Origin of the sequence: Planococcus liqunii (assembly GCF_030413595.1) — a bacterium.
In the GTDB taxonomy this organism is placed as follows: Bacteria; Bacillota; Bacilli; order Bacillales_A; family Planococcaceae; genus Planococcus; species Planococcus liqunii.
On sequence record NZ_CP129238.1, the window covers coordinates 916,816 to 936,234 of the forward strand.

General features: G+C 46.4%; 19 protein-coding genes. 14 read left to right on the forward strand and 5 right to left on the reverse strand.

Annotated elements, in window-relative coordinates; translation table 11 throughout:
* The first annotated feature begins 47 nt into the window (after nt 1-47).
* The 4 genes from QWY22_RS04585 (at nt 48) to QWY22_RS04600 (ending at nt 4,114) form a co-directional block, all read left to right on the forward strand.
* The gene (locus QWY22_RS04585) at nt 48-1,562 is read left to right on the forward strand and encodes a sugar ABC transporter ATP-binding protein (protein ID WP_300983314.1); all 1,515 of its coding nucleotides are present in this window, start codon (nt 48-50) and stop codon (nt 1,560-1,562) included.
* On the forward strand, nt 1,555-2,529 hold the full coding sequence (locus QWY22_RS04590) for an ABC transporter permease (protein WP_300983316.1): 975 nt from the start codon (nt 1,555-1,557) through the stop codon (nt 2,527-2,529). The genes QWY22_RS04585 and QWY22_RS04590 overlap by 8 nt, the downstream gene beginning before the upstream one ends.
* A gap of 11 nt (nt 2,530-2,540) precedes the next feature.
* Complete coding sequence (locus QWY22_RS04595; protein WP_300983317.1) at nt 2,541-3,599, forward strand: Gfo/Idh/MocA family protein; 1,059 nt, start codon at nt 2,541-2,543, stop codon at nt 3,597-3,599.
* 92 nt (nt 3,600-3,691) lie between these two features.
* The gene (locus QWY22_RS04600) at nt 3,692-4,114 is read left to right on the forward strand and encodes a GNAT family N-acetyltransferase (RefSeq protein ID WP_367281302.1); all 423 of its coding nucleotides are present in this window, start codon (nt 3,692-3,694) and stop codon (nt 4,112-4,114) included.
* A 54-nt stretch (nt 4,115-4,168) separates the two neighbouring features.
* Here the strand turns inward: QWY22_RS04600 and QWY22_RS04605 are convergent, their stop codons facing one another.
* Together QWY22_RS04605 and QWY22_RS04610 are read right to left on the reverse strand one after the other, a co-directional pair.
* Nucleotides 4,169-5,047 carry a GNAT family N-acetyltransferase gene (locus tag QWY22_RS04605; protein ID WP_300983319.1) on the reverse strand — a complete coding sequence of 293 codons (879 nt, stop codon included), beginning with the start codon at nt 5,045-5,047 and terminating at the stop codon, nt 4,169-4,171.
* 145 nt (nt 5,048-5,192) lie between these two features.
* Nucleotides 5,193-5,681 (reverse strand): hypothetical protein, encoded by a 489-nt coding sequence (locus QWY22_RS04610; protein WP_300983321.1) that lies wholly within the window; start codon nt 5,679-5,681, stop codon nt 5,193-5,195.
* Nucleotides 5,682-5,842: 161 nt separating this feature from the next.
* On the opposite strand from QWY22_RS04610, the gene QWY22_RS04615 reads away from it, so the two are divergent.
* Nucleotides 5,843-6,091 (forward strand): hypothetical protein, encoded by a 249-nt coding sequence (locus tag QWY22_RS04615; RefSeq protein ID WP_300983322.1) that lies wholly within the window; start codon nt 5,843-5,845, stop codon nt 6,089-6,091.
* Between the two features lie 55 nt (nt 6,092-6,146).
* Here the strand turns inward: QWY22_RS04615 and QWY22_RS04620 are convergent, their stop codons facing one another.
* Nucleotides 6,147-6,674, reverse strand: coding sequence for a DinB family protein (locus QWY22_RS04620; protein ID WP_300983323.1), 528 nt, complete (start codon nt 6,672-6,674; stop codon nt 6,147-6,149).
* Nucleotides 6,675-6,943: 269 nt separating this feature from the next.
* On the opposite strand from QWY22_RS04620, the gene QWY22_RS04625 reads away from it, so the two are divergent.
* The 5 genes from QWY22_RS04625 to QWY22_RS04645 all read left to right on the forward strand — a co-directional run bounded on the left by QWY22_RS04625 (nt 6,944) and on the right by QWY22_RS04645 (nt 12,431).
* A complete protein-coding gene (locus tag QWY22_RS04625) occupies nt 6,944-7,519 on the forward strand; it encodes a hypothetical protein (protein WP_300983324.1) in 576 nt (191 codons plus the stop codon).
* Nucleotides 7,520-7,714: 195 nt separating this feature from the next.
* Nucleotides 7,715-8,818, forward strand: a complete 1,104-nt coding sequence (locus tag QWY22_RS04630; protein WP_300983325.1) for a zinc-binding dehydrogenase — start codon at nt 7,715-7,717, stop codon at nt 8,816-8,818.
* A gap of 65 nt (nt 8,819-8,883) precedes the next feature.
* On the forward strand, nt 8,884-9,717 hold the full coding sequence (ahlS, locus tag QWY22_RS04635) for an AhlS family quorum-quenching N-acyl homoserine lactonase (protein ID WP_300983326.1): 834 nt from the start codon (nt 8,884-8,886) through the stop codon (nt 9,715-9,717).
* 86 nt (nt 9,718-9,803) lie between these two features.
* The gene (locus QWY22_RS04640; RefSeq protein WP_300983327.1) at nt 9,804-11,252 is read left to right on the forward strand and encodes an aldehyde dehydrogenase family protein; all 1,449 of its coding nucleotides are present in this window, start codon (nt 9,804-9,806) and stop codon (nt 11,250-11,252) included.
* A 54-nt stretch (nt 11,253-11,306) separates the two neighbouring features.
* On the forward strand, nt 11,307-12,431 hold the full coding sequence (locus QWY22_RS04645; RefSeq protein WP_300983328.1) for a zinc-dependent alcohol dehydrogenase family protein: 1,125 nt from the start codon (nt 11,307-11,309) through the stop codon (nt 12,429-12,431).
* An 80-nt stretch (nt 12,432-12,511) separates the two neighbouring features.
* On the opposite strand, the gene QWY22_RS04650 is transcribed toward QWY22_RS04645, so the two are convergent.
* Nucleotides 12,512-13,729 carry an EAL domain-containing protein gene (locus tag QWY22_RS04650; protein WP_300983329.1) on the reverse strand — a complete coding sequence of 406 codons (1,218 nt, stop codon included), beginning with the start codon at nt 13,727-13,729 and terminating at the stop codon, nt 12,512-12,514.
* 24 nt (nt 13,730-13,753) lie between these two features.
* Nucleotides 13,754-14,578 carry an STAS domain-containing protein gene (locus QWY22_RS04655; protein ID WP_300983330.1) on the reverse strand — a complete coding sequence of 275 codons (825 nt, stop codon included), beginning with the start codon at nt 14,576-14,578 and terminating at the stop codon, nt 13,754-13,756.
* Between the two features lie 452 nt (nt 14,579-15,030).
* Between QWY22_RS04655 and QWY22_RS04660 the strand changes: the two genes are divergently transcribed.
* From QWY22_RS04660 to QWY22_RS04675, 4 genes are all read left to right on the forward strand, one after another.
* Nucleotides 15,031-16,287, forward strand: coding sequence for a sugar ABC transporter substrate-binding protein (locus QWY22_RS04660; RefSeq protein ID WP_300983332.1), 1,257 nt, complete (start codon nt 15,031-15,033; stop codon nt 16,285-16,287).
* Between the two features lie 667 nt (nt 16,288-16,954).
* The gene (locus tag QWY22_RS04665) at nt 16,955-17,830 is read left to right on the forward strand and encodes a carbohydrate ABC transporter permease (protein WP_300983333.1); all 876 of its coding nucleotides are present in this window, start codon (nt 16,955-16,957) and stop codon (nt 17,828-17,830) included.
* Nucleotides 17,830-18,666 carry a carbohydrate ABC transporter permease gene (locus tag QWY22_RS04670; protein WP_300983334.1) on the forward strand — a complete coding sequence of 279 codons (837 nt, stop codon included), beginning with the start codon at nt 17,830-17,832 and terminating at the stop codon, nt 18,664-18,666. The genes QWY22_RS04665 and QWY22_RS04670 overlap by 1 nt, the downstream gene beginning before the upstream one ends.
* A 19-nt stretch (nt 18,667-18,685) precedes the next feature.
* Nucleotides 18,686-19,378: a YesL family protein gene (locus tag QWY22_RS04675; RefSeq protein ID WP_300983335.1), complete on the forward strand. Its 693-nt coding sequence runs from the start codon at nt 18,686-18,688 to the stop codon at nt 19,376-19,378.
* Nucleotides 19,379-19,419 lie beyond the last annotated feature (41 nt).

Below are 19,419 nucleotides of genomic sequence, written 5' to 3' on the forward strand. Positions count from 1 at the left end.
GAGGTTCATTGTATTTCCTCTTTTCCTATATAAGGGGAGTTTGCGCAATGGATAGACAGTCTTTCCTGATCATGCAAAATATGGAGAAGTCATTCAACGGTGTGCCGGTTTTAAAAAATGTCACACTGGAAGTTGAAAAAGGGGAAATTCATGCCTTATTAGGCGAAAACGGGGCAGGAAAGTCCACATTGATGAATCTATTGGGCGGCGTCCATCAACCCGATGGAGGAACCATCCACATAAATGGCCAAGAAGTGAAAATGGCCAACCCGCGGGTGTCCCAAGAACATGGAATCAGCTTTATCCATCAAGAGCTTAATATGGTGTCAGATTTGCGGGTCTATGAAAATATGTTTCTGGGCTCAGAGCTCCGAAATAAAATGGGCTTTTTAAAAGTGGAAGAAATGTGCCAAAAAACATACGAAGTAATGGCAAAGCTGGGCGTCGCCATCGACCCGAAAGAGTATGTGCGGAATCTGGCTACGTCCTATAAACAGCTGATTGAAATTTCGAAAGCCCTGCTCCACAACTCCACGCTCATCATCATGGACGAACCCACCACTTCACTGGCCGAACACGAAGTAAACCGTTTGTTTGAACTGATGAGAAATCTGAAAAAGTCCGGCGTTTCGATTATCTATATTTCCCATAAATTGAAGGAAATCAAAACGGTGTGCGACCGCTTTACGGTTTTGCGGGATGGGGAGCGGGTGAAGACCGGCGCCATTGAAGAGGAAGATATTGAAACCATTACACGCCTGATGGTCGGAAAATCCATATCGCAGGACCGCTTTATCCATGAACATCAATTCGGTCCAGTGTCATTGGAAGTCGTCAACTTGACAAGCCCGGGCTTGTTCCGAAATATCCATTTCGCACTAAGGCAAGGCGAAGTCCTTGGGTTTACGGGCCTTAGCGGCGACGGGAGGACCGAACTTTTTGAAAGCTTATTTGGGTACCGCAAAAAATACAGCGGCGAAGTGCGGATCCACGGCAAAGCGGTAAAAATAGATCATCCCCGAAAAGCGGTCAAAGCAGGGATCGGCCTGGTGCCAAAAGACCGGAAAGAAAATGCCATCATCAAAGACTTGAGCGTCATCCACAACATGAGCCTGTCTTCCATGGGGCATTTTGAGAAATCCGGATTTATTCAGGACCGGATGGAACGCAAAAAATTCCAGAAGTACAAAGAAATGCTCAATATCAAAGTGCACAATCCCCGGATCACCATCGACAAATTAAGCGGGGGCAATCAGCAAAAAGTGATTATTGCCAAATGGCTCGAAGTGGGCGCAGACATACTCATCTTTGACAACCCGACACAAGGAATTGACGTGGGCGCCAAGCAGGAAATTTATCATGAAATTGCCGAACTGGCCAAGTTGGGGAAATCAGTCATTATTCTCTCATCGGAAGCGCCGGAAGTGCTTCGGATTTGCCATAACATCAATGTGATGTACCAAGGCGAAATAACGGCCAGATTTAGCGGTGATGAAGCTACCGAAGAAGAAATTATGAATTATGCCACTGGTTCAAAAAGGGAGGCTGCGAAAATTGGCTAACATCGATGCAAAAGAATACAAACCCCAAAGTTCAACAGCCAAAAGCCGGCTTTCCTGGCTTTGGTCGGAATACAGCGTCATTATTGCCTTTGTCGTTATTTTTATCGCATCAGCAATTATGAACCCAAGATTTCTGGATATGAACAACCAGCTGAATATTTTGATGCAGGTGTCGATCATCGGCATTATTGCGATGGGAATGACGGTTGTCATGCTGTCAGGCGGCATTGACTTGTCAGTCGGCTCCGTCCTGGCTTTGGCAGGTGTAATTTCCGTCTTGGCGCTGAATGCGTCCGGCAGCATTCTTGTCGGCGTCTTCACGGCTTTATTGGTCGGTTCGTTTGCTGGATTCTTAAATGGGCTGATGGTGGCTAAAGGCAGGATTGCCTCATTTATTGCCACACTCGGCATGATGGCAGGCGCGCGGTCGATTGCGCTTTATATCGCAGACGGCGGCAGCGTCTCCGGGGAAGTTACCGGATTTACCGCCATTGCCAATAGCGATTTCTGGATATTTGATGTGCCAGTACTCATTTTCATCGCGATGACTGCGCTCGTCTTTATCCTGATGCACAAAACCCGCTTTGGCCGTTACGTCTATGCGCTTGGCAGCAATGAAAAAGCGGCGTTGCTGTCCGCAATCCGGGTAGACCGCATTAAAATCGGCGTTTATACCTTGATCGGGACATTGGTCGGCGTAGCGGCTGTCATTGAAACGTCCCGCTTGAATTCCATTTCATCCTCGAGTTCAGGCGCCCAGTATGAATTGGATGCCATTGCGGCTGTCATTATCGGGGGCACGCGGATGACCGGAGGGCGTGGAAAAATCATCGGTACCCTTTTTGGTGTTCTGATTTTAGGTATTTTGAATAATATGATGAACCTGATGAATGTTTCGCCGCATCTTCAAGGATTTGTGAAAGGCCTGATCATTATCATAGCGGTCGTCTTTCAAAAAAGGGAATAGGGGGCAACAATATGGGCTATCGAGTAGGCATCATTGGGTGCGGCTCCATCACGAAAATGCGCCATGCACCGGAATATACGGCGAATCCGTATGTAGATGAAATTGTTTTTTACGACCGCAATCTGGACCGCGCGGAAGCATTGGCAGCTTTATTCGGCGGAAAAGTTGCGGAAACGGTGGATGAATTGATGGAGGATCCAACAATCGACATCATCAGCGATTGTTCCTCAAATGAATATCACCATATCTTCTCTTCCAGAGCATTGCTGAGCGGCAAGCATGTGCTGTGCGAAAAGCCCATTTCGTTGACCATCGAGCATGCCAAAGAAATTCTGGATGCACAAAAAAAATCCGGCAAGAAACTGATGATCGACCACAACCAGCGGTTTACGCGCGCCCATCAAAAAGCGAAAGAAATCATCGCGGGCGGAGAACTCGGAAACGTTCTGACGTTCCGTACCACGTTCGGACATTCCGGCCCCGAACAATGGGGGCACAATAAAACCAACTCGACCTGGTTTTTCAAAAAAGAACGCTCAGGCCTCGGTGTGGCAGGAGATTTAGGAATCCATAAAGTGGATATGCTCCATTACTTGCTGGATGATGAAATTGAGCAAGCCAGCGCTTTTCAAGGTGCCTTGCATAAAGTCAACGAACAGGGCCAGCCGATTGAAGTGTGCGACAACATCGTCTGCAGTTTGAAAACAAAAAAAGGGCGGTTAGGAACAGCTTCTTTTTCCTGGACGCATTACGGCCAAGAAGACAATAGCACAGTCCTCTACTGCGAAAAAGGCATCTTGAAAATATACAATAGCGATGCCTATCAATTGGAAGTGCTGACAAACAACGGCGAAAAAATCAATTACGAGTTGGAAAGCATCCAGACAAACGACAACCAGACCAATACCGGCATGATTGATGCTTTTATTGAAAGCATCCGGCTGGACCACCCGCCGATGGTGACGGGGCAGGAGGCCTTATCGTCATTAGCGGTTATTCTGGCTATTTTAGAAGCAGCGGAGACAGGGCGTGTGGTAACGGTTGAAAGCGGGTCTCTCCAGTATTTTTAAGGAGGGCTTTTAATAAGGAAAAGAAACGCCAGCAGGAAGAAGGAGCGAGCGAAGTGAAGGTGCGCGAAGCAACCGAATAGGAATATGAAAAAATCTACAGACAAGGTTACCGGGAATGGGCAAAAGGGCGTTCTCTTCAGCAATATATAACGGACAATCAAAAAGAAGAAACGCTGGGCAAACGGTATGTCTTAGTGGATGGCAAGGAAGACATCATCGCTTCACTGCTGCTGCTGGAGTTCAAGCCTCGGTTGTTCGGGATTGGCTCAATTGTCGTGGAGCCGGAATTTCGCGGGAAAGGTGTAGGGGCGCAATTGATCCAGGAAAGCTTGAAGCTTCATCCGGATGCGGCTTTCATGCTTTACAGCGAAATCGGCGCCGCTTATTATGAACGCTTCGGGTTCCGGGCACTGCCGGAGTCCCATCAAAGTTCGCTTCAAGCCATCTGCATGATCCGAGCGGATGAGGGATTATGCACACAGATTCTGAAAGAGCCGGTCCCTCCATATTTTTAAAGGTACAGAAAAAAGAAGAACCAAAAGCCGAGGGCTTTTGGTTCTTCTTGCTGGTTACGCACCCTTTTCTGCTTTTGTCCGTCCGGTGCCGTACAGCATCCAGGGAGAAGGAAGGTCAAACTGGTGATTTTCCGGCAAGGACAGGGCTTGTTCTTTGGTGAAGTCCATCCAGATCAACGCATCTTCTCCAACTTCCCGGCACAATTCTTTGTAGGCAGAAGCGATAGTTTCCCACAGGCCGGGTTGATCCATCAAGTCTTCCCATGGATAAATGGCGTGCAGGTAATGAGCCGTTTTAATATCCCGTTTAACAATCACGACTCGTGTGGCGTCTTCGCTTTCGAAAAACGACCACGTTTCCAGTTCGTCTTCTGCAAATAACTCTGGAGAAGCAGGTAACAGATAATAGCATTCGTAAGGGAAAACGGAGCCGTTTTTGACATACAAATCGTAAACCCATTGTTTTTTCCGCTTTAAATCACTCAATTTGTTCCAGGCAAGAGAACCGTTTTCCAGCGGGGACACATCTTTTGCAATAGCTCCGTAAATAACTACCTGAGGCGAGAGCCCGAGCTTTTCCAAAACACGCCGCGCCGGAAGATTCTCTTCCTGCGTGTTGGCGCCGACCCACTGGATATCGGGAAGCTTGAACGCTTCATCCATGACTTGGGAAGTCAGCGCGGTCGCCAGGTCTTTGCCTCGATATCGGATGTCGCTGCGGATTCTCCCAAGTATCGCGTAATGCTTGGCAAATATCGAATAGCCGCAGACGCTGGCCAATTGGTCATCCAAAAATAAACCGAACAGGCGGTCTTGGTCAGTGGTGACCAGCCGCTCAAAAATCCGTGTGACGTAATCGTCTTCAATTCCGGTTTGCATCGCTTCCATATAGGGCAAATCTTCAAGGCCCAGTACACGTATCGTTTTTTCCATTGCCTGCACTCCCTGCTTCTGTCGGATTGACTGGTTCTCCTGTTTATTATAACTTTGAACAAAGGGACTGTGCATGCAATTTGCTGCTGCAGCCAAAACAAAAAGCCATTGGAAAAACCAACGGCCTTCTAAGCTTGGGGAGGCGCTATTTAATGGCACAGGAGTTCGGCGACCATTCGGTGTGAGTGGCTCCGGTACTGACCCAATGGATTTGATTCAGGATTTTATAGCTTCCAGATGGCAGGCTCTTGAAAGATGTGAAATTCAATCTTCCGTCATTTGACGTGTTGCGCCAACCCGGTTTGGTATCCGGATTAAATCCGTATAAAGTCACGTACGCATAGCCCGGCCACTCCGCCAGGGATTTAAATTGCTCATACTTCGAGCCATTATAGCGATAAAGGACAGGTTTCCAAAAAACCGTATCCGTTTCGCGCCCTTTCCAGGCAGTCACATAGCGAGGAGGTTCGGCTTTGACAATTTTTCCGGCACAAGACATGGAGCCAACCGCGTGTGAAGGCCAGTTGCCTTCACCATTATGGGCTTCTGCTGGTTCAGCCGCAAAACCGATGGCAAAAAATATAGAAACAGATGCTAATAGTTTGGTGGCAGTAGAGAATTTTTTGAAAGCCATGGTAATTCCTCCTCTGGAATATGTAGAATAAAGAAAAATAGGTATTGGTTAGAAATTAAAATATACGGGAATAATAAATAATGGAAAATTCAGATATTGAATATAATATCATATTTTTACCAAGAAACCTAGTGTTAGAATAAAAACGAAGAAATTTTTTCATGAATTTTGTCGAAGAAGAAAAAAGTGGAAATGGCTGCTATGCGTTTTTAAAATGGTTGCCTGTTGCAAAGCAGATATATGGGGGTGGAAAAATGGGTTTCAGGAAAACAAGGAGTTTTCTATACAAGATCGACCGGTTAAGCGGAGATTTCAAGGCCGTGAAAAATGGCACCATCGGAAACAGGATCGGCAAACGAATTCTTAGAAAAACGATTAACCGATTATTGTGGAAGTTCTTTAAAATATAATCAGCGAAGGGCCGTCTGCAGTTTTTTTGCAGACGGCTTTATGATGCGCTGTAGATTATTTTCTTTTTAAAACACCCAAGTAATTTGCCCATGGACCGACGTCTTCCCGGTACCTTTCTGCCATCACGCGGACGATTTGCGATAGATGGGTCATGTCGTGGACAACCCAGGTTGAAAGCAATTCCCGCAGTTTGACAGAACCGAATTCCGGATGAATGCCGGTCAGTTCAAAGTGAATTTCCGGATTTACAAGCTGTTTCAGTTTTTCGATATTTTGCAAGCGGAGGGTTTTGAATTCCTGCAACTTTTCTTCAAGTGTAATCTGTGCACCGTTTTTCAAATGAGCAAAGCGGTCAAATGGCGGAAAAGGCTTGTTTTCTCCATATTGCAAAATGGTTTCGAGCCTCGGCAGCCAATTGCTTTTCTCGGCTTCAATCAAATGTGACACAACTTCTTCTGCATTCCATGTGCCTTCGCCTTCGCGGTTTTGCAGCCAGCCTTCAGATAACCCTGACAAGAAGTGGGTAAGTATGACAGGGGTACGCTCCAAAATTTCAATTGCTTCTTCAAGTTTCAACTCCATTAATATGCTCCTTTCCGTGGTTAAGTAAATAAGCAATTAAACATGTTGGATTCATTATATAGTAATCTGAATTTTTAGGTAAGATATAGTTTTATTCTTTATTAAAGCGTATAATGAGTACGAATTTAAAACGGAAAATGATAGCATAGTTTGACTAAAATAGAGAAAGGAGAAAAGGCAAACAAAATTTTCTCGTGTTCCTTTGCCAATTGCCCGAGCTTTAAAGCCACTCAAATGAAATGACAGCCACTAGAAAAGGAGAAAAAAAGATGCTGTATAATGTCGTATTGTTCTTGCACATTTTAGGAGCGGTCATCATGTTTATGGCCATCAGTATCCTCGCATTATCCATGCTTTCCTTGCTGCATGCCAAAGAAACGGAAGATGTAAAGCGCTGGGCGGGACTTGCAGTGAAAACGGACGCGCTGTTTCCGTTAAGTACACTCATCATTATTGTGCCAGCGCTGTATCTTGTATTTTCGACATGGGGATGGGGGATGGCATGGATTAATGTATCTTTAGCAGCGCTTTTGGGCACCAGCTTTTTAGGGCCAGTCATCAACTTGCGCCGCCTTAAAGGAATTCTTGCCGCCGCCGAGGCAGAAACCGATCGGGTTCCTTCTGGAGATTTGATGAAAAAACTGAGAGATCCGGTGCTTTGGAATTCCGTTTCAGTTATGGCGATGCTGGTTTTCGGTATTCTGTTTTTAATGGCCGTCAAATTGCCCTTAGTGGGGTCGCTCATTACAATGGCCATTGCTTTAGTCGCCGGACTTGTATTTGCCCGCGTTATGCTGGCGAAAACTAAACCAAGTAGTTCTGCGGATACTGTCTCATTTCGATGAGTTTAGCTGCACATCAAAAAACATTTGCTGCATACAGACCGTGCTGATGATTCATCAGCATGGTTTTTATCTTTTGACTAGATAATTCTTATATTAAATTATTATGAATAATCAGAAAATATATTGAAAGCAAAAATTTTGATACGTATAATGAAAATGTAAGCGCTTTTTATTTTGGAAAGGGAGTGGGGAGATGTGAACGATAACCATGCAAAAGGAAGAGTGGCCGTAATGGATGAACCGGAGAAGTTGAGCTACCGGGAATACGACTTGCCGGAGCCGGGACCGGGAGCGGTTCTTCTGAAAGTGCTGCGTTCCAATATTTGCGGGTCGGAGCTGCATATATGGAGAGGCCAGCATCCGACAAAAAAGAAGGGCGTACTTGGCCATGAGATGATTGGTGAAGTCCATTCTCTAGGAGACGGCGTTACGACCGACTATGCAGGCGAACCTATTCAAAAAGAAGACCGCATCGTTTCCGCTTATTACATTACATGCAGAAAATGCACTGCATGTCGGGAAGGGCATTTTCACTTGTGTGAACATGCTTACGATTTCTGGAACCAGCCGCCGGAAGTAAGCCCCCATTTTCATGGCACTTTTGCTTCGCACTATTACATCCACCCAGACCAATACTTCTATAAAGTGCCGGACAATGTATCAGAAGCTTCAGCAGCCAGTGCAAACTGCGCTTTGTCGCAGGTTTATTTCGGCTTGGACAAAGCGGGTGTGACGTATGGCCAAACCATTGTTATCCAGGGAGCAGGCGGCCTTGGATTGAACGCGACGGCAGTAGCCAAGGAAAAAGGAGCAAGAGTGATTGTGGTCGATGGTGTAGAAAGCCGTCTGGAGCAAGCCAAACTTTTTGGGGCCGACTATACGCTTAACTTAAACGACTACGGCTCTGTCGAAGAACGGGCAAAAGCAGTGCTTAATCTTACGGATGGAAAAGGGGCTGAATTTGCGATGGAAGTGGCAGGCGTCCCTGCCGCTTTTGTAGAAGGCATCCATTACATCCGGCCTGGCGGCAAATACGTAACCATTGGGAATATAACACCGGGCAAACTGGTGGAATTCGATCCGGGTCTACTAACCAGAAAGTCGATTCAAATTATTCCGGTCGTCCGCTACAATCCCTGGTACTTATACAAAGCCTTGAAATTTCTTTCAGACACCCAAGGGAAATATCGGTTTGACGGCATGATTGATGCTGAATTTTCAATGGATGATATTAAACTCGCACTGGATAAATCCGCAGCGCGGGAAGTGACGAGAGCGACCATTATTATGGACCGGTAACGATTCTTCAGAAAGCCTGATCATATAATCAAAAGGTTCAAAAATTAGCAGACGGAGGTCATACAATGGATAAACCAAAATTATACGTACTGGATACAGGAACAATGAAAATGGATAAAAACTTCATGGTGGCTGCCCATAATCCGGCAAGCATCGACAATCCCAATCCACCGGCTGAATTTGTTGAATTCCCGGTGTATGCGGTATTGATTGACCATCCGGATGGAAAAATTTTGTTCGATACCGGCTGCAACCCGGAAGGAATGGGGGAAAACGGAAGATGGCCAGAAGGCGTCCAAAAGTTGTTCCCGGCGTTCCAGGATGAATCCTGTTATTTGATCAACCGGCTGGAGCAATTGAATCTGCGGCCTGATGATATTAAATACGTCGTTGCTTCCCATTTGCATCTTGATCATGCGGGCTGTCTCGAGCTGTTTACGAATGCGACAATTATCGTGCACGATTCTGAACTGAAAAACACGATGAAGCAATATGCGATGACAAAAGACATGGGCGCCTACATATGGGCGGACATCAATGCTTGGATCGGCAACGACTTGAAATGGAAAACCGTCATGCCGCATGAAGATGAATTGGAGCTTGTAAAAGGCGTTAAGATTTTAAACTTCGGACCGGGCCATGCCTGGGGACTTTTGGGGCTCCATATTGATCTTCCGGGAGAAGGCGGCGTTATTTTGGCGTCGGATGCTGTGTATTCAGCTGAGAACTACGGACCGCCGGTTAAAATTCCGGGAATCATCTATGATTCTTTAGGTTATTTAAGTGCAGTGGAAAAAATCAAAAAATACGCTGAACGCACCAATTCGCAAGTATGGTACGGGCACGATTCCAAGCAGTTCCGCAGTTTCATCAAATCCACCGAGGGCTTTTATGAATAAGGCAGTTTAATTGGACCGGCCCTGCGACATCTGGACATCAGCTGTTAGGGCCGGTCTTCTTTAATTGAAAAAGGGAGGACGAGTGGATGATTGACGTAAAAAGTTATTATTTTGGCTCGATTATCGATGGGGAAGAACTCAGCAAAGAAGGCAGAACAGACCTCGAAGTTTTTAATCCATATACAAATGAGGCCATCGGAAAAATATCCTGCGCGACACCTGAAGACGTAAAGCGTGCGGTGGACACAGCGCAGCGTGTATACACAGAAACGACTAAAAAGATGCCAGCCCATAAACGTTCGGAAATTTTGCGGAAAGCCGCTGATTTGCTGGAGCAAAGAGTGGAAGAGTTTGCCCGCACCCTGGTACTGGAAGCGGGAAAGCCGATTAAAGAAAGCCGGGTCGAAGTGCAGCGGGCAATCCAGGTTCTCCGTTTTGCTTCAGAAGGAGCCAAAGCGATTTATGGTGAAACCATTCCGCTCGACAGCGCCATTGGCGGCGAAAATCAAATCGGCATCGCCAAACGGGTGCCTTTAGGCGTTGTAGCAGCCATCACACCGTTTAACTTCCCACTCAACCTGGCACTGCATAAAATAGCACCAGCACTTGCAGTCGGCAATACAGTCGTGTTAAAGCCAGCTGAAAAAACGCCGTTTTCTTCGGTGCTGCTGTATCATTTGCTGGAAGAAGCCGGACTGCCAAAAGGTGCGTTAAATATCGTTATGGGGCCGGGGCAGGAACTGGTGGAACCTTTGGTGACGCATCCCGACGTCAAAAAAGTCTCGTTTACCGGAAGCAGCGCAGTCGGATGGAAAATCCATGAAATGGCAAAGCGGAAAAAAGTGACGCTTGAACTGGGGTCCAATGCACCGAATATTATTTTCGAAGACGGGGATATCGAGGTCGCGGTCAATGCAATTGTGCTCGGCGGCTATACATACGCCGGACAGGCCTGCGTTTCCGCACAGCGGATTTATGTCCACGAAACCATTTACGAAAAATTCCTTGATAAGCTTGTTGAAAAAGTAAGTGCGCTGAAAACAGGAGATCCGCTGGAAGAATCGACCGATATGGGTCCGATGATTACGGAAGAAGCTGCAGAGCGTGCAGAGTCCTGGGTAAAAGAAGCCGAAGATCAGGGGGCTGCGATCCTGACCGGCGGCAGCCGAAAAGGGGCGATGCTTGAACCTACTGTTATCAGCAATGTTACACCTGCTATGAAAGTCGTCTGTGTGGAAGTGTTTGCGCCGATTGTCAGCGTCATGCCGTTTTCAACGGAAGAAGAAGTGGTGGCTCATGCCAACGATACGGACTTCGGCCTCCATGCCGGCGTCTTTACCGCCGACATCAACCGGGCGATGCGCATGGCAGATGCCATTGAGACAGGCGGCGTCTGGATCAATGAAGTCTCGGTACGGCGCTACGACCATATTCCATATGGCGGCATCAAAAGCAGCGGAATCGGCAAAGAAGGCGTGAAATATGCAATTGAAGAAATGACGGACTTGAAATTTGTCGGGATCAAGCTGTATTGATTTCATAAAAAAGTATTGAATGGATTAACCAATTCCAGATAGGGAGAGGATTAAATGAAGGTGAAGTCAGCGGTATTGCGTGAAATTGGAGCCCAGACTCCGTATGAAGAAAGCCAGCCGATTCAGATTGAAGAATTGGAACTAGATTCTCCGGAGCGGGGAGAAGTATTGATCCAGATAAAAGCAGCGAGCCTTTGCCATTCCGATTTATCGGTGATGAACGGCAGCCGTCCGCGTCCGTTGCCAATGGCGCTTGGACACGAAGCGGCAGGCGTTATCGTTGAAGTCGGAGAAGGCGTCGTCGACTTGGAAGTCGGCGACCATGTGGCGTGCGTATTTGTGCCGAGCTGCGGACAGTGCGGGCCCTGCCGTGAAGGGCGCCCGGCTTTATGCGAGCCTGGAGCTATCGCGAATACAGCAGGGACCTTGCTTGGCGGCGGTCAGCGGCTCCACAATTCTGAAGGTGTGGTCAATCACCACGTCGGCGTATCGGCTTTTTCCGAATATGCGGTGGTTTCCCGGAATTCCGTCGTGAAAGTCAGCAAAGACATTCCATTTGAAAAAGCGGCGTTGTTTGGCTGTGCCGTCATTACCGGCGTTGGAGCTGTAGTGAATACAGCCGGTATAAAACTCGGCAGCACCGTTGCGATTGTCGGTCTTGGAGGTGTGGGGCTCAGTGCGCTGCTTGGCGCCATTGCTGCAGGCGCAAGCCGGATTGTCGCAGTGGATATTAACGAAACGAAGCTTAAGCAGGCAAAAGAACTTGGCGCGACCGACACGTTCAACTCCAAAGATCCGGACGTGGTGGAGCAGATCCGCCAAGCTACCGGCGGAGGCTTGGACTATGCCTTTGAAACAGCCGGAGTGGTGCCGGCGATGGAAGTGGCTTACTCCATTACGAAGCGCGGCGGAACTACCGTCACAACCGGGCTTCCGCATCCGGAACACAAATTTTCTTTCCCGTACCTTTCGTTGACGGCGGAAGAACGGACGCTCAAAGGCTCGTATATCGGCAGCTGCGTGCCGAGCCGGGACATCCCGCGGTATATGAATTTGTTCCAGGAAGATCGGCTGCCGGTTGATAAGCTGATCACTGATTTTATTTCTTTGGATGAAGTAAACAAGGGCTTTGACATTCTGGCGAAAGGGGATTCGTCCCGCATCATCATAAAATTCTAAGGAAATCCATAAAAAATCCGCAGCCGGTGAAATCATCGATTTCATACTGGCTGCGGGTTTTTATTTTTTTATGGAAAGGTCTATTCAATAAGCAAAAAATCATGGTCGAAAATAAATGCATAACTAATATCCACAAACAAAAAATACTTGTCGGATAGCGGAAAGCTGAACGTGCGGATCATTTCAGCCGTTTCGATATCTGCGTACGGATCGGAAAGAATTCCTTTATGCCATGTCCGCATGTGCAGGATGTTTTCCAGGAAATAAGGGCGAAATGCCCAGTGCGACCCTTTTTGATCCGTTTCCGTCGTCCAGCTGCCATCCTGCTTCCTGAAGTTTGAAGACACTTGCTGGCCATCGCTGTTGCAGACATAAATGCGGAAACTTTCTTCTTCGAATGCTTCGGTCACAGAAGCAATAAAGGCATCGGCCGTTTCCGGACCCTGCCATTTCGCCGGCATTTTTTTCATCTTTTCCTCGCAGGCTAAAGCAAATGCCAAGCGTTCTTTGACCAGGGATTTTTCCCTTTGGATAAAACCGAGCACTTTTTCGCCGACATTGATTAGCAGCGAGTCATCAAGCAACGGCGTAAAAGACGGCCTTGCCAAATGGAAGCCCTGGTAATAATGGCCGCCGTTTTTCCAGGCAAAATACAGTTGATGGTCGTCCTCTATATTTTCGTACGAAAGCTTTGCGCCAATTCGGCGCGCAAGCAGCGACACAGAATAGAGAATGTCCTGAAAAACATCCGGGCTGCTCTGGCGGATAATGCCGGTATCGATTTTTAGAATATGCGGTTTAAGTTGGCGTATCCGATCGATGTTCGAGCTTTTGGCCCCGACATGATCGACGGCAATCTGGATACCGTATGTTTTGTAATAAAGCAGCAGATGATTCAGCACATCGAATCGTTCTTCAAAATCATGTTCGGTAATTTCCAGCACCAACCGGTTCATGGAGAATCCTTGTTTTTCAAATTCCAGTAAAGTATGCAAAAAATCTTCCCCGCCGTTGATCAGCAGCTGTTTCGCATTTCGGTTGATGAATAAAGAGCCCTCAGTGCCTGATTGGACCATCTCAGTGATGGCCAATTGCAAAAGATGATGATCAACTTCTACTTTGTACTCGTCCGGCACATCGGCATCGTGGAAAAAGTCTGCCAGGCTGAGCCATTCGCTATCCGATTGGTAACGGCCGAAAATCTCATAGCCGATAATGGTGTGTTTCACTGCACTGACAATAGGCTGAAAGGCAGGCTTTACATGATCGAGGTTTTCAAGAATGTCTAAAGGATCCAAAAGTCCGCCTCCTTACGGGAGCTTTTATGCAATCAAGTATTCTTTTAAGGCTTGTTGAAGCGTGCCGAGCGTTTGTGTTTTCGAATCGAATGTTAAGTCCAAATTGATCATCTTTCTGACGACTTCTGCTCTTAATCCGGTAATGATCGATTTGCAGCCCATCATAGCGGTACCGTCGATAATTTTCATCAAGTGGTGAATAACTTCAGGTTCCATGTCAGCGATGCCGGATAAATCGATGATCAATGTCTGTATGCGGGATCTGCCGATTTCCGTCAACACTTTTTCTTCCAGGATGTTCGTACGGAACGAATCGACTGTACCAATCAGCGGCAGGATGCAAACCGAAGCATTAATCGGAATGATTGGAACGGACAAGTTTTCAACCAGCTGGCGGTGAGCCAGAATCAGGGAATCTTTATAAGTGGAATAACTGATGAAAAATGTATTCAGGAATTTATCCACACCGTTGTTCACAACTTCTTCTAATTTGAAAAAGTCAGGAGCCAAATCGCCTTTGGATAATTGATTGTATTTGTTGATGAAAGTCCAAAGTGTACGGCGGATGGCCTGCACCCATTCCAATTTGAAAGCCAAATCGATTGAATGGGTTGCCCAGGCAATCCCTTCTTGCTTAGCAAACAGATTTAGTTTTTCTTCTTCGCCGTCTACGATATAACCGACTACTTTGTGGGCATTGGCAACCAAGTCAATATTCCCGATAGCCAAGATTTCATCAATTTTATCTTTAACGTTCACAGCCTCTGACAATAACTTTTCTTCAAAGGCATGTTTGTTTTCTGCAAAAAATGCTTTTACTTGTTTAGAATTCTGTAAGGCCTGTGCCATTTTCCCTGCTCCTTTTATGAAATATTTAACTTATGTTTCTCTTAATTAAATCATATAACTGCTGAAATTAGAAATTAAGTATTTCCAATTTTGTTTAAACTAAACCAGTTGCCGAGGGTTTACCATGCCTGTAATTTTTCCCATTTTATTTTTCCATAAAACTAGTACCAGCTACTTTATTTTTATGTGCGAAAGTTGACAGGAATTAGAAGATATTGACTATTCCAAATATTAAATTTATACTAAAACATGAGACAGGTTTAATGAGAAACAGGGAGTATTACATAGAGTGGCGCAATTCTTACACCTAAGAAAAATGTCCGGCAGCAAAAAGAGAAGAACCGGACTTGCACATAAAGAAATTTTCACCTTGCTTGATTCTGGCAGTAGCAAAACAGATTTCCTGTTTTGTTCACTATAGCAATTCAAACTTTTAAAAAGGGGGAATTTGCATGAAGAACCAAAAAAACGTGTGGAAAGTTCTGTTATTGGCATTTATCGTATTCATTTTGGCAGCTTGCGGCGGTGATGGAGGAAGCGAAGAAAGCGGCGGAGAATCTGGGGGCTCCGATGATTCAGGAAGCCAAAAAATCACGGTTTTCAACCGGAAAGTGGAAATCTCTGACCAGCTGGCTGCGATGGCCAAAGAATACACGGAAGAAACGGGAGTGGAAGTGGAAGTATTGGGGACGACAGGCGATGATTATCTGCAGCAATTGCAGATCCGCTTAAACAGCAACCAGGGCCCTTCCATCTTTACGCTTCAAAACGAAACAGAAGCAGAGCAATTGAAGTCCTATGCCTATGATTTAAGCAATGAAGAATATGTAAAACACATTGCACCCGATATGGAACTGAAAGTGGATGACAAAATTGTCGGCGTCCCTTATGGCGTCGAAGGATTCGGGATTGTCTACAACAAAGATTTGGTGAAACCGGAAGATGTAAGCGATTATGCGTCATTTGTCAGCACGCTTGAGAAGTTTAAAGGAGAAGGCATTAATGGCTTCGGATTGGCACAGGATGCCTATTTCCTGATCGGCCATCCAAGCAACTATCCATTTGCCTTGCAGGAAGATCATTTTGACTTTATTGACCGCTTGAATGCAGGAGAAGTGACAATGGCAGAAACGCCGGAATTCCAGGAATTCGGCAAGTTTATGGAAGCGATCAAAGCAAATACACCGAACCCGCTCAGCATCACCTATGACAAGGAAGTCGGTGACTTTGCTTCAGGGAAAACAGCCATGATCCACCAGGGAAACTGGGCATTTGGCATGCTGTCCGAATTTGAATTCGACTTTGAAGTGGGCATGATGCCGTTTCCGTTGATGGGCAATGACAAATTAGCGGTAGGCGTCGGCAACAACTGGGTGATCAACAGCAAAAAAGAAGAAGGTGAGATTAAAGCAGCGAATGACTTCCTGAATTGGATGTCCACAAGCGAGACGGGACACCGTTATATTGTGGAAGAGTTCGGCTTTGTGCCGGCTCTGACCAATATTGATGCAGGCGAACTGGACCCATTGTCACAAGCGGTTCTTGATGCCAGCAACAGCGGCGAAACCATTCCATGGGCAATCAACTACTATCCGGCAAATATTGTGCCGAATGATTTGACTCCGCTCGCGCAGCAATTCTTCTCGGAAGACATGACCGGCGAAGAACTGATTGCGGGCATGGATGAAGCATGGAAAGGCGCCCAGTAAATCAAATAGAAGTGAATCTGGACACGCCTCTTGGCGTGTCCATACTGTAGATAAGGTGTGAATTAAATGAATAGAAATTGCTAAAACCAACCGGACCGTCCACTTCGCTTTCCGTGGGCTCGGCTTCAGCCTCCTCGCCGCTTTGAAAACCCGCTGCTCCTGCATCGCTGCGCTAGCTTCGTCGCAAAGACTTGGCCTCACTGCCTTCGGCCAATGTCTTGCCTGCGGGGTCTTCAGCTTTCGTCGCTCCGTCGCGTTGCTCCTTCACTGCTCCCACAGGAGTCTCCGTGGCCGAACCGGTTGGGCGTCTCTCTTTAATTCGATAATTGAATGTTCATCGGATTGACGCTTAAATAGACAGCTCAAGAGGAAAAGCGACACCTCTAGATAGCCTTCATGTTCAGGAACCGGAGTGGAAGCCGGCGACTCCTGCGGGGCAGCGTAGCGACGAAGTGCCGAAATCCACTCGAGACGTAAGTTCCGAGTTAGTTCGGCGCGAGCCCGCGGAACGCGTCCGGCTGAAACGGAGGATCCGAAATCTCCTGTTGACTGTTCATTCATTTCTCATGCGTAAAAATTCTTTTTTCTACAAGGTTGGACACGCCTCTTGGCGTGTCCACTATTCCTTGAATATGTCTAGATCATTCGCCAGAAAGAAGGGGTGGGCGTGCCAAATCGAAATAAACTAAAATGGTTTGTCTTATTCACAGTTCCATTGATTTTCATTTTTACGATTGTCGTACTCATTCCGTTTCTTGTGGGCATTTATTATTCGTTTTTTGAATGGGACGGTATCGGAGCAAATCCGAAAGTATTTGTCGGCCTGGATAATTTTGTGGAATTATGGGGAGATAACCAGTTTCTCCGGTCGATGTGGCTGACGACTTTGTTCACTATCCTATCTGTCATTACGATTAATGTCATCGGGTTGGCTTTTGCCCTCTTGGTCACGTCGCGAATCCAATCAGCGAATGCGGCGCGTACCTTGCTGTTTATGCCGTACTTGATCGGCGGGTTGATTCTCGGATATATTTGGCAGTTTGTCTTCGTCGATGTGTTTTCTTTTCTCGGAGAAGTAACCGGGCTGGACCAGGTGTTTTTCAACTGGCTGGTGGATCCGCAATTTGCTTTATATGGCCTGGTGTTTGTTTTTACCTGGCAAATGGCCGGCTATATCATGATTATTTATATTGCAGGCATCCAGGCGATTCCGAATGATGTGGTGGAAGCGGCAAAAATTGATGGTGCCAGTACGTGGCAGCGGTTTACCCGAATTACGTTCCCGCTGCTGATGCCGGCGTTGACGATTAGCCTGTTCTTGACGCTTTCGTCCGCCTTTAAAATCTACGACGTCAATTTGTCACTGACGGGCGGAGGGCCTGCAAATGCCACAGAACTCTTTGCCATGAACATTTACCAGGAAATTTTCGGCAGCAGCAATTACGGTTTTGGGCAGGCGAAAGCTATTGTGTTCTTCTTGATTGTCGCTGCAATTACGCTGACCCAAGTGTACATGACGAAAAAGCGGGAGGTTGAAATGTGATGAGAAAAACTTCGGGCATATTAAAATCCGTGCTGCTCATTTTGCTCGCCCTTTTCTTCCTGTCGCCGATTTACATCATTTTCGTCAACTCGTTCAAAGACCGGCAGGAACTTTATGACAACGCCTTGGCGCTGCCGGATAACTTCAGCTTTCAATACTATCTGGAAGCAATGGAAAAAATGAATTTTCTCAGTGCACTTGGAAACTCACTGTATATCACCATCGTGTCGGTCGTGCTGATTGTCATTTTGTCTTCTATGACCGCGTGGATGCTAGTCCGGACAGACAGCAAATGGAGCACAGTCATTTTCATGACTTTCATCGCAACGATGCTGATTCCTTTCCAGACTTTAATGATGCCGCTCATGCAGTTTATGAGCGCCATCACCGAAAATTTGAATATTCCGATGTACAACACCCGGGAAGGCTTGATTTTCATGAATATCGGATTCCATGCCAGCCTCTCGGTATTTTTGTACCACGGCTTTATCAAATCCATCCCGATTACGTTGGAGGAAGCGGCGACGATAGACGGAGCGTCGAAGTTCGGCGTTTTTTGGCGAATCATTTTTCCGATGCTGAAACCCATTACGGCCACTGTCATGATCTTAAATGTCATCAGTATATGGAATGACTTTTTGCTGCCATCCTTGACACTGATTGATACAGCCCTCAGAACCATCCCGTTATCGACGTTCTTTTTCTTTGGGGAGTTCACCATCCAATGGAATTTGGCTATGGCAGGACTGACGCTTACGATCATCCCCGTCATCATTTTTTATGCGATGGCCCAAAAACACATCATCAAAGGGATTGGAGAAGGCGCAGTGAAATAAAGAAAAGTGGTGATGAACGATGCGTGAAATGCCGGGAATAGCGGGTACTTTATACGTTTATGCAGAATGGCTTATGCGATTTTCTGCTGCTAATATCTTATGGTTTATCGCAAACCTTCCGTTATCATTTGTGCTGTTCAGTGTCTACCTCAATGGATTCACTGAAGGATTCGTGTGGTACTTGCTGCCGATTGCCGGATTGTTTCCGGCGGTATTGGTGCCCAGTACAATCGCGTTATTTGCCACGGTGCGTGAGTGGATTATCCAAAAAGACCAGCCGTCCATTACGAAAGCCTATTTGTTCCATGCAAAAGCGAATTATCGGAAAAGCTTATTCTCCGGCATCTTTTTAATGGGAATCTGGCTGGTTTGGCTAGTGGATTTCTACTTTTTCAAAGCGGCGAACGGGTTTTTCGGTCTGCTCTTTGCATTCATAGGATTGTTCCTTTTTGTTTACACGCTAAACTTTTTTTCGCTGAGTGCGCATTTTGACATGAAACAACGGTCCTTAATGAAAAATGCTTTTTACGTCACCATTGGCAATCCGCTGTTGAGTTTGTTTATTCTTGCAAGCAATCTTGCTGTATTTTATGTCAGTACTGCAAAACTCTTATTTTTGCTGCCGCTTTTCGCCGCATCGATCAGCGCATATCTTTCTTTTCTTGCCTTTTACCGGTTTGCTTTAAAAACGAAGAAAAAAATCACAGCTTAATAAGGAAGGAAAAGCAGTGACAAGGAGGAGGCGAGTACCAT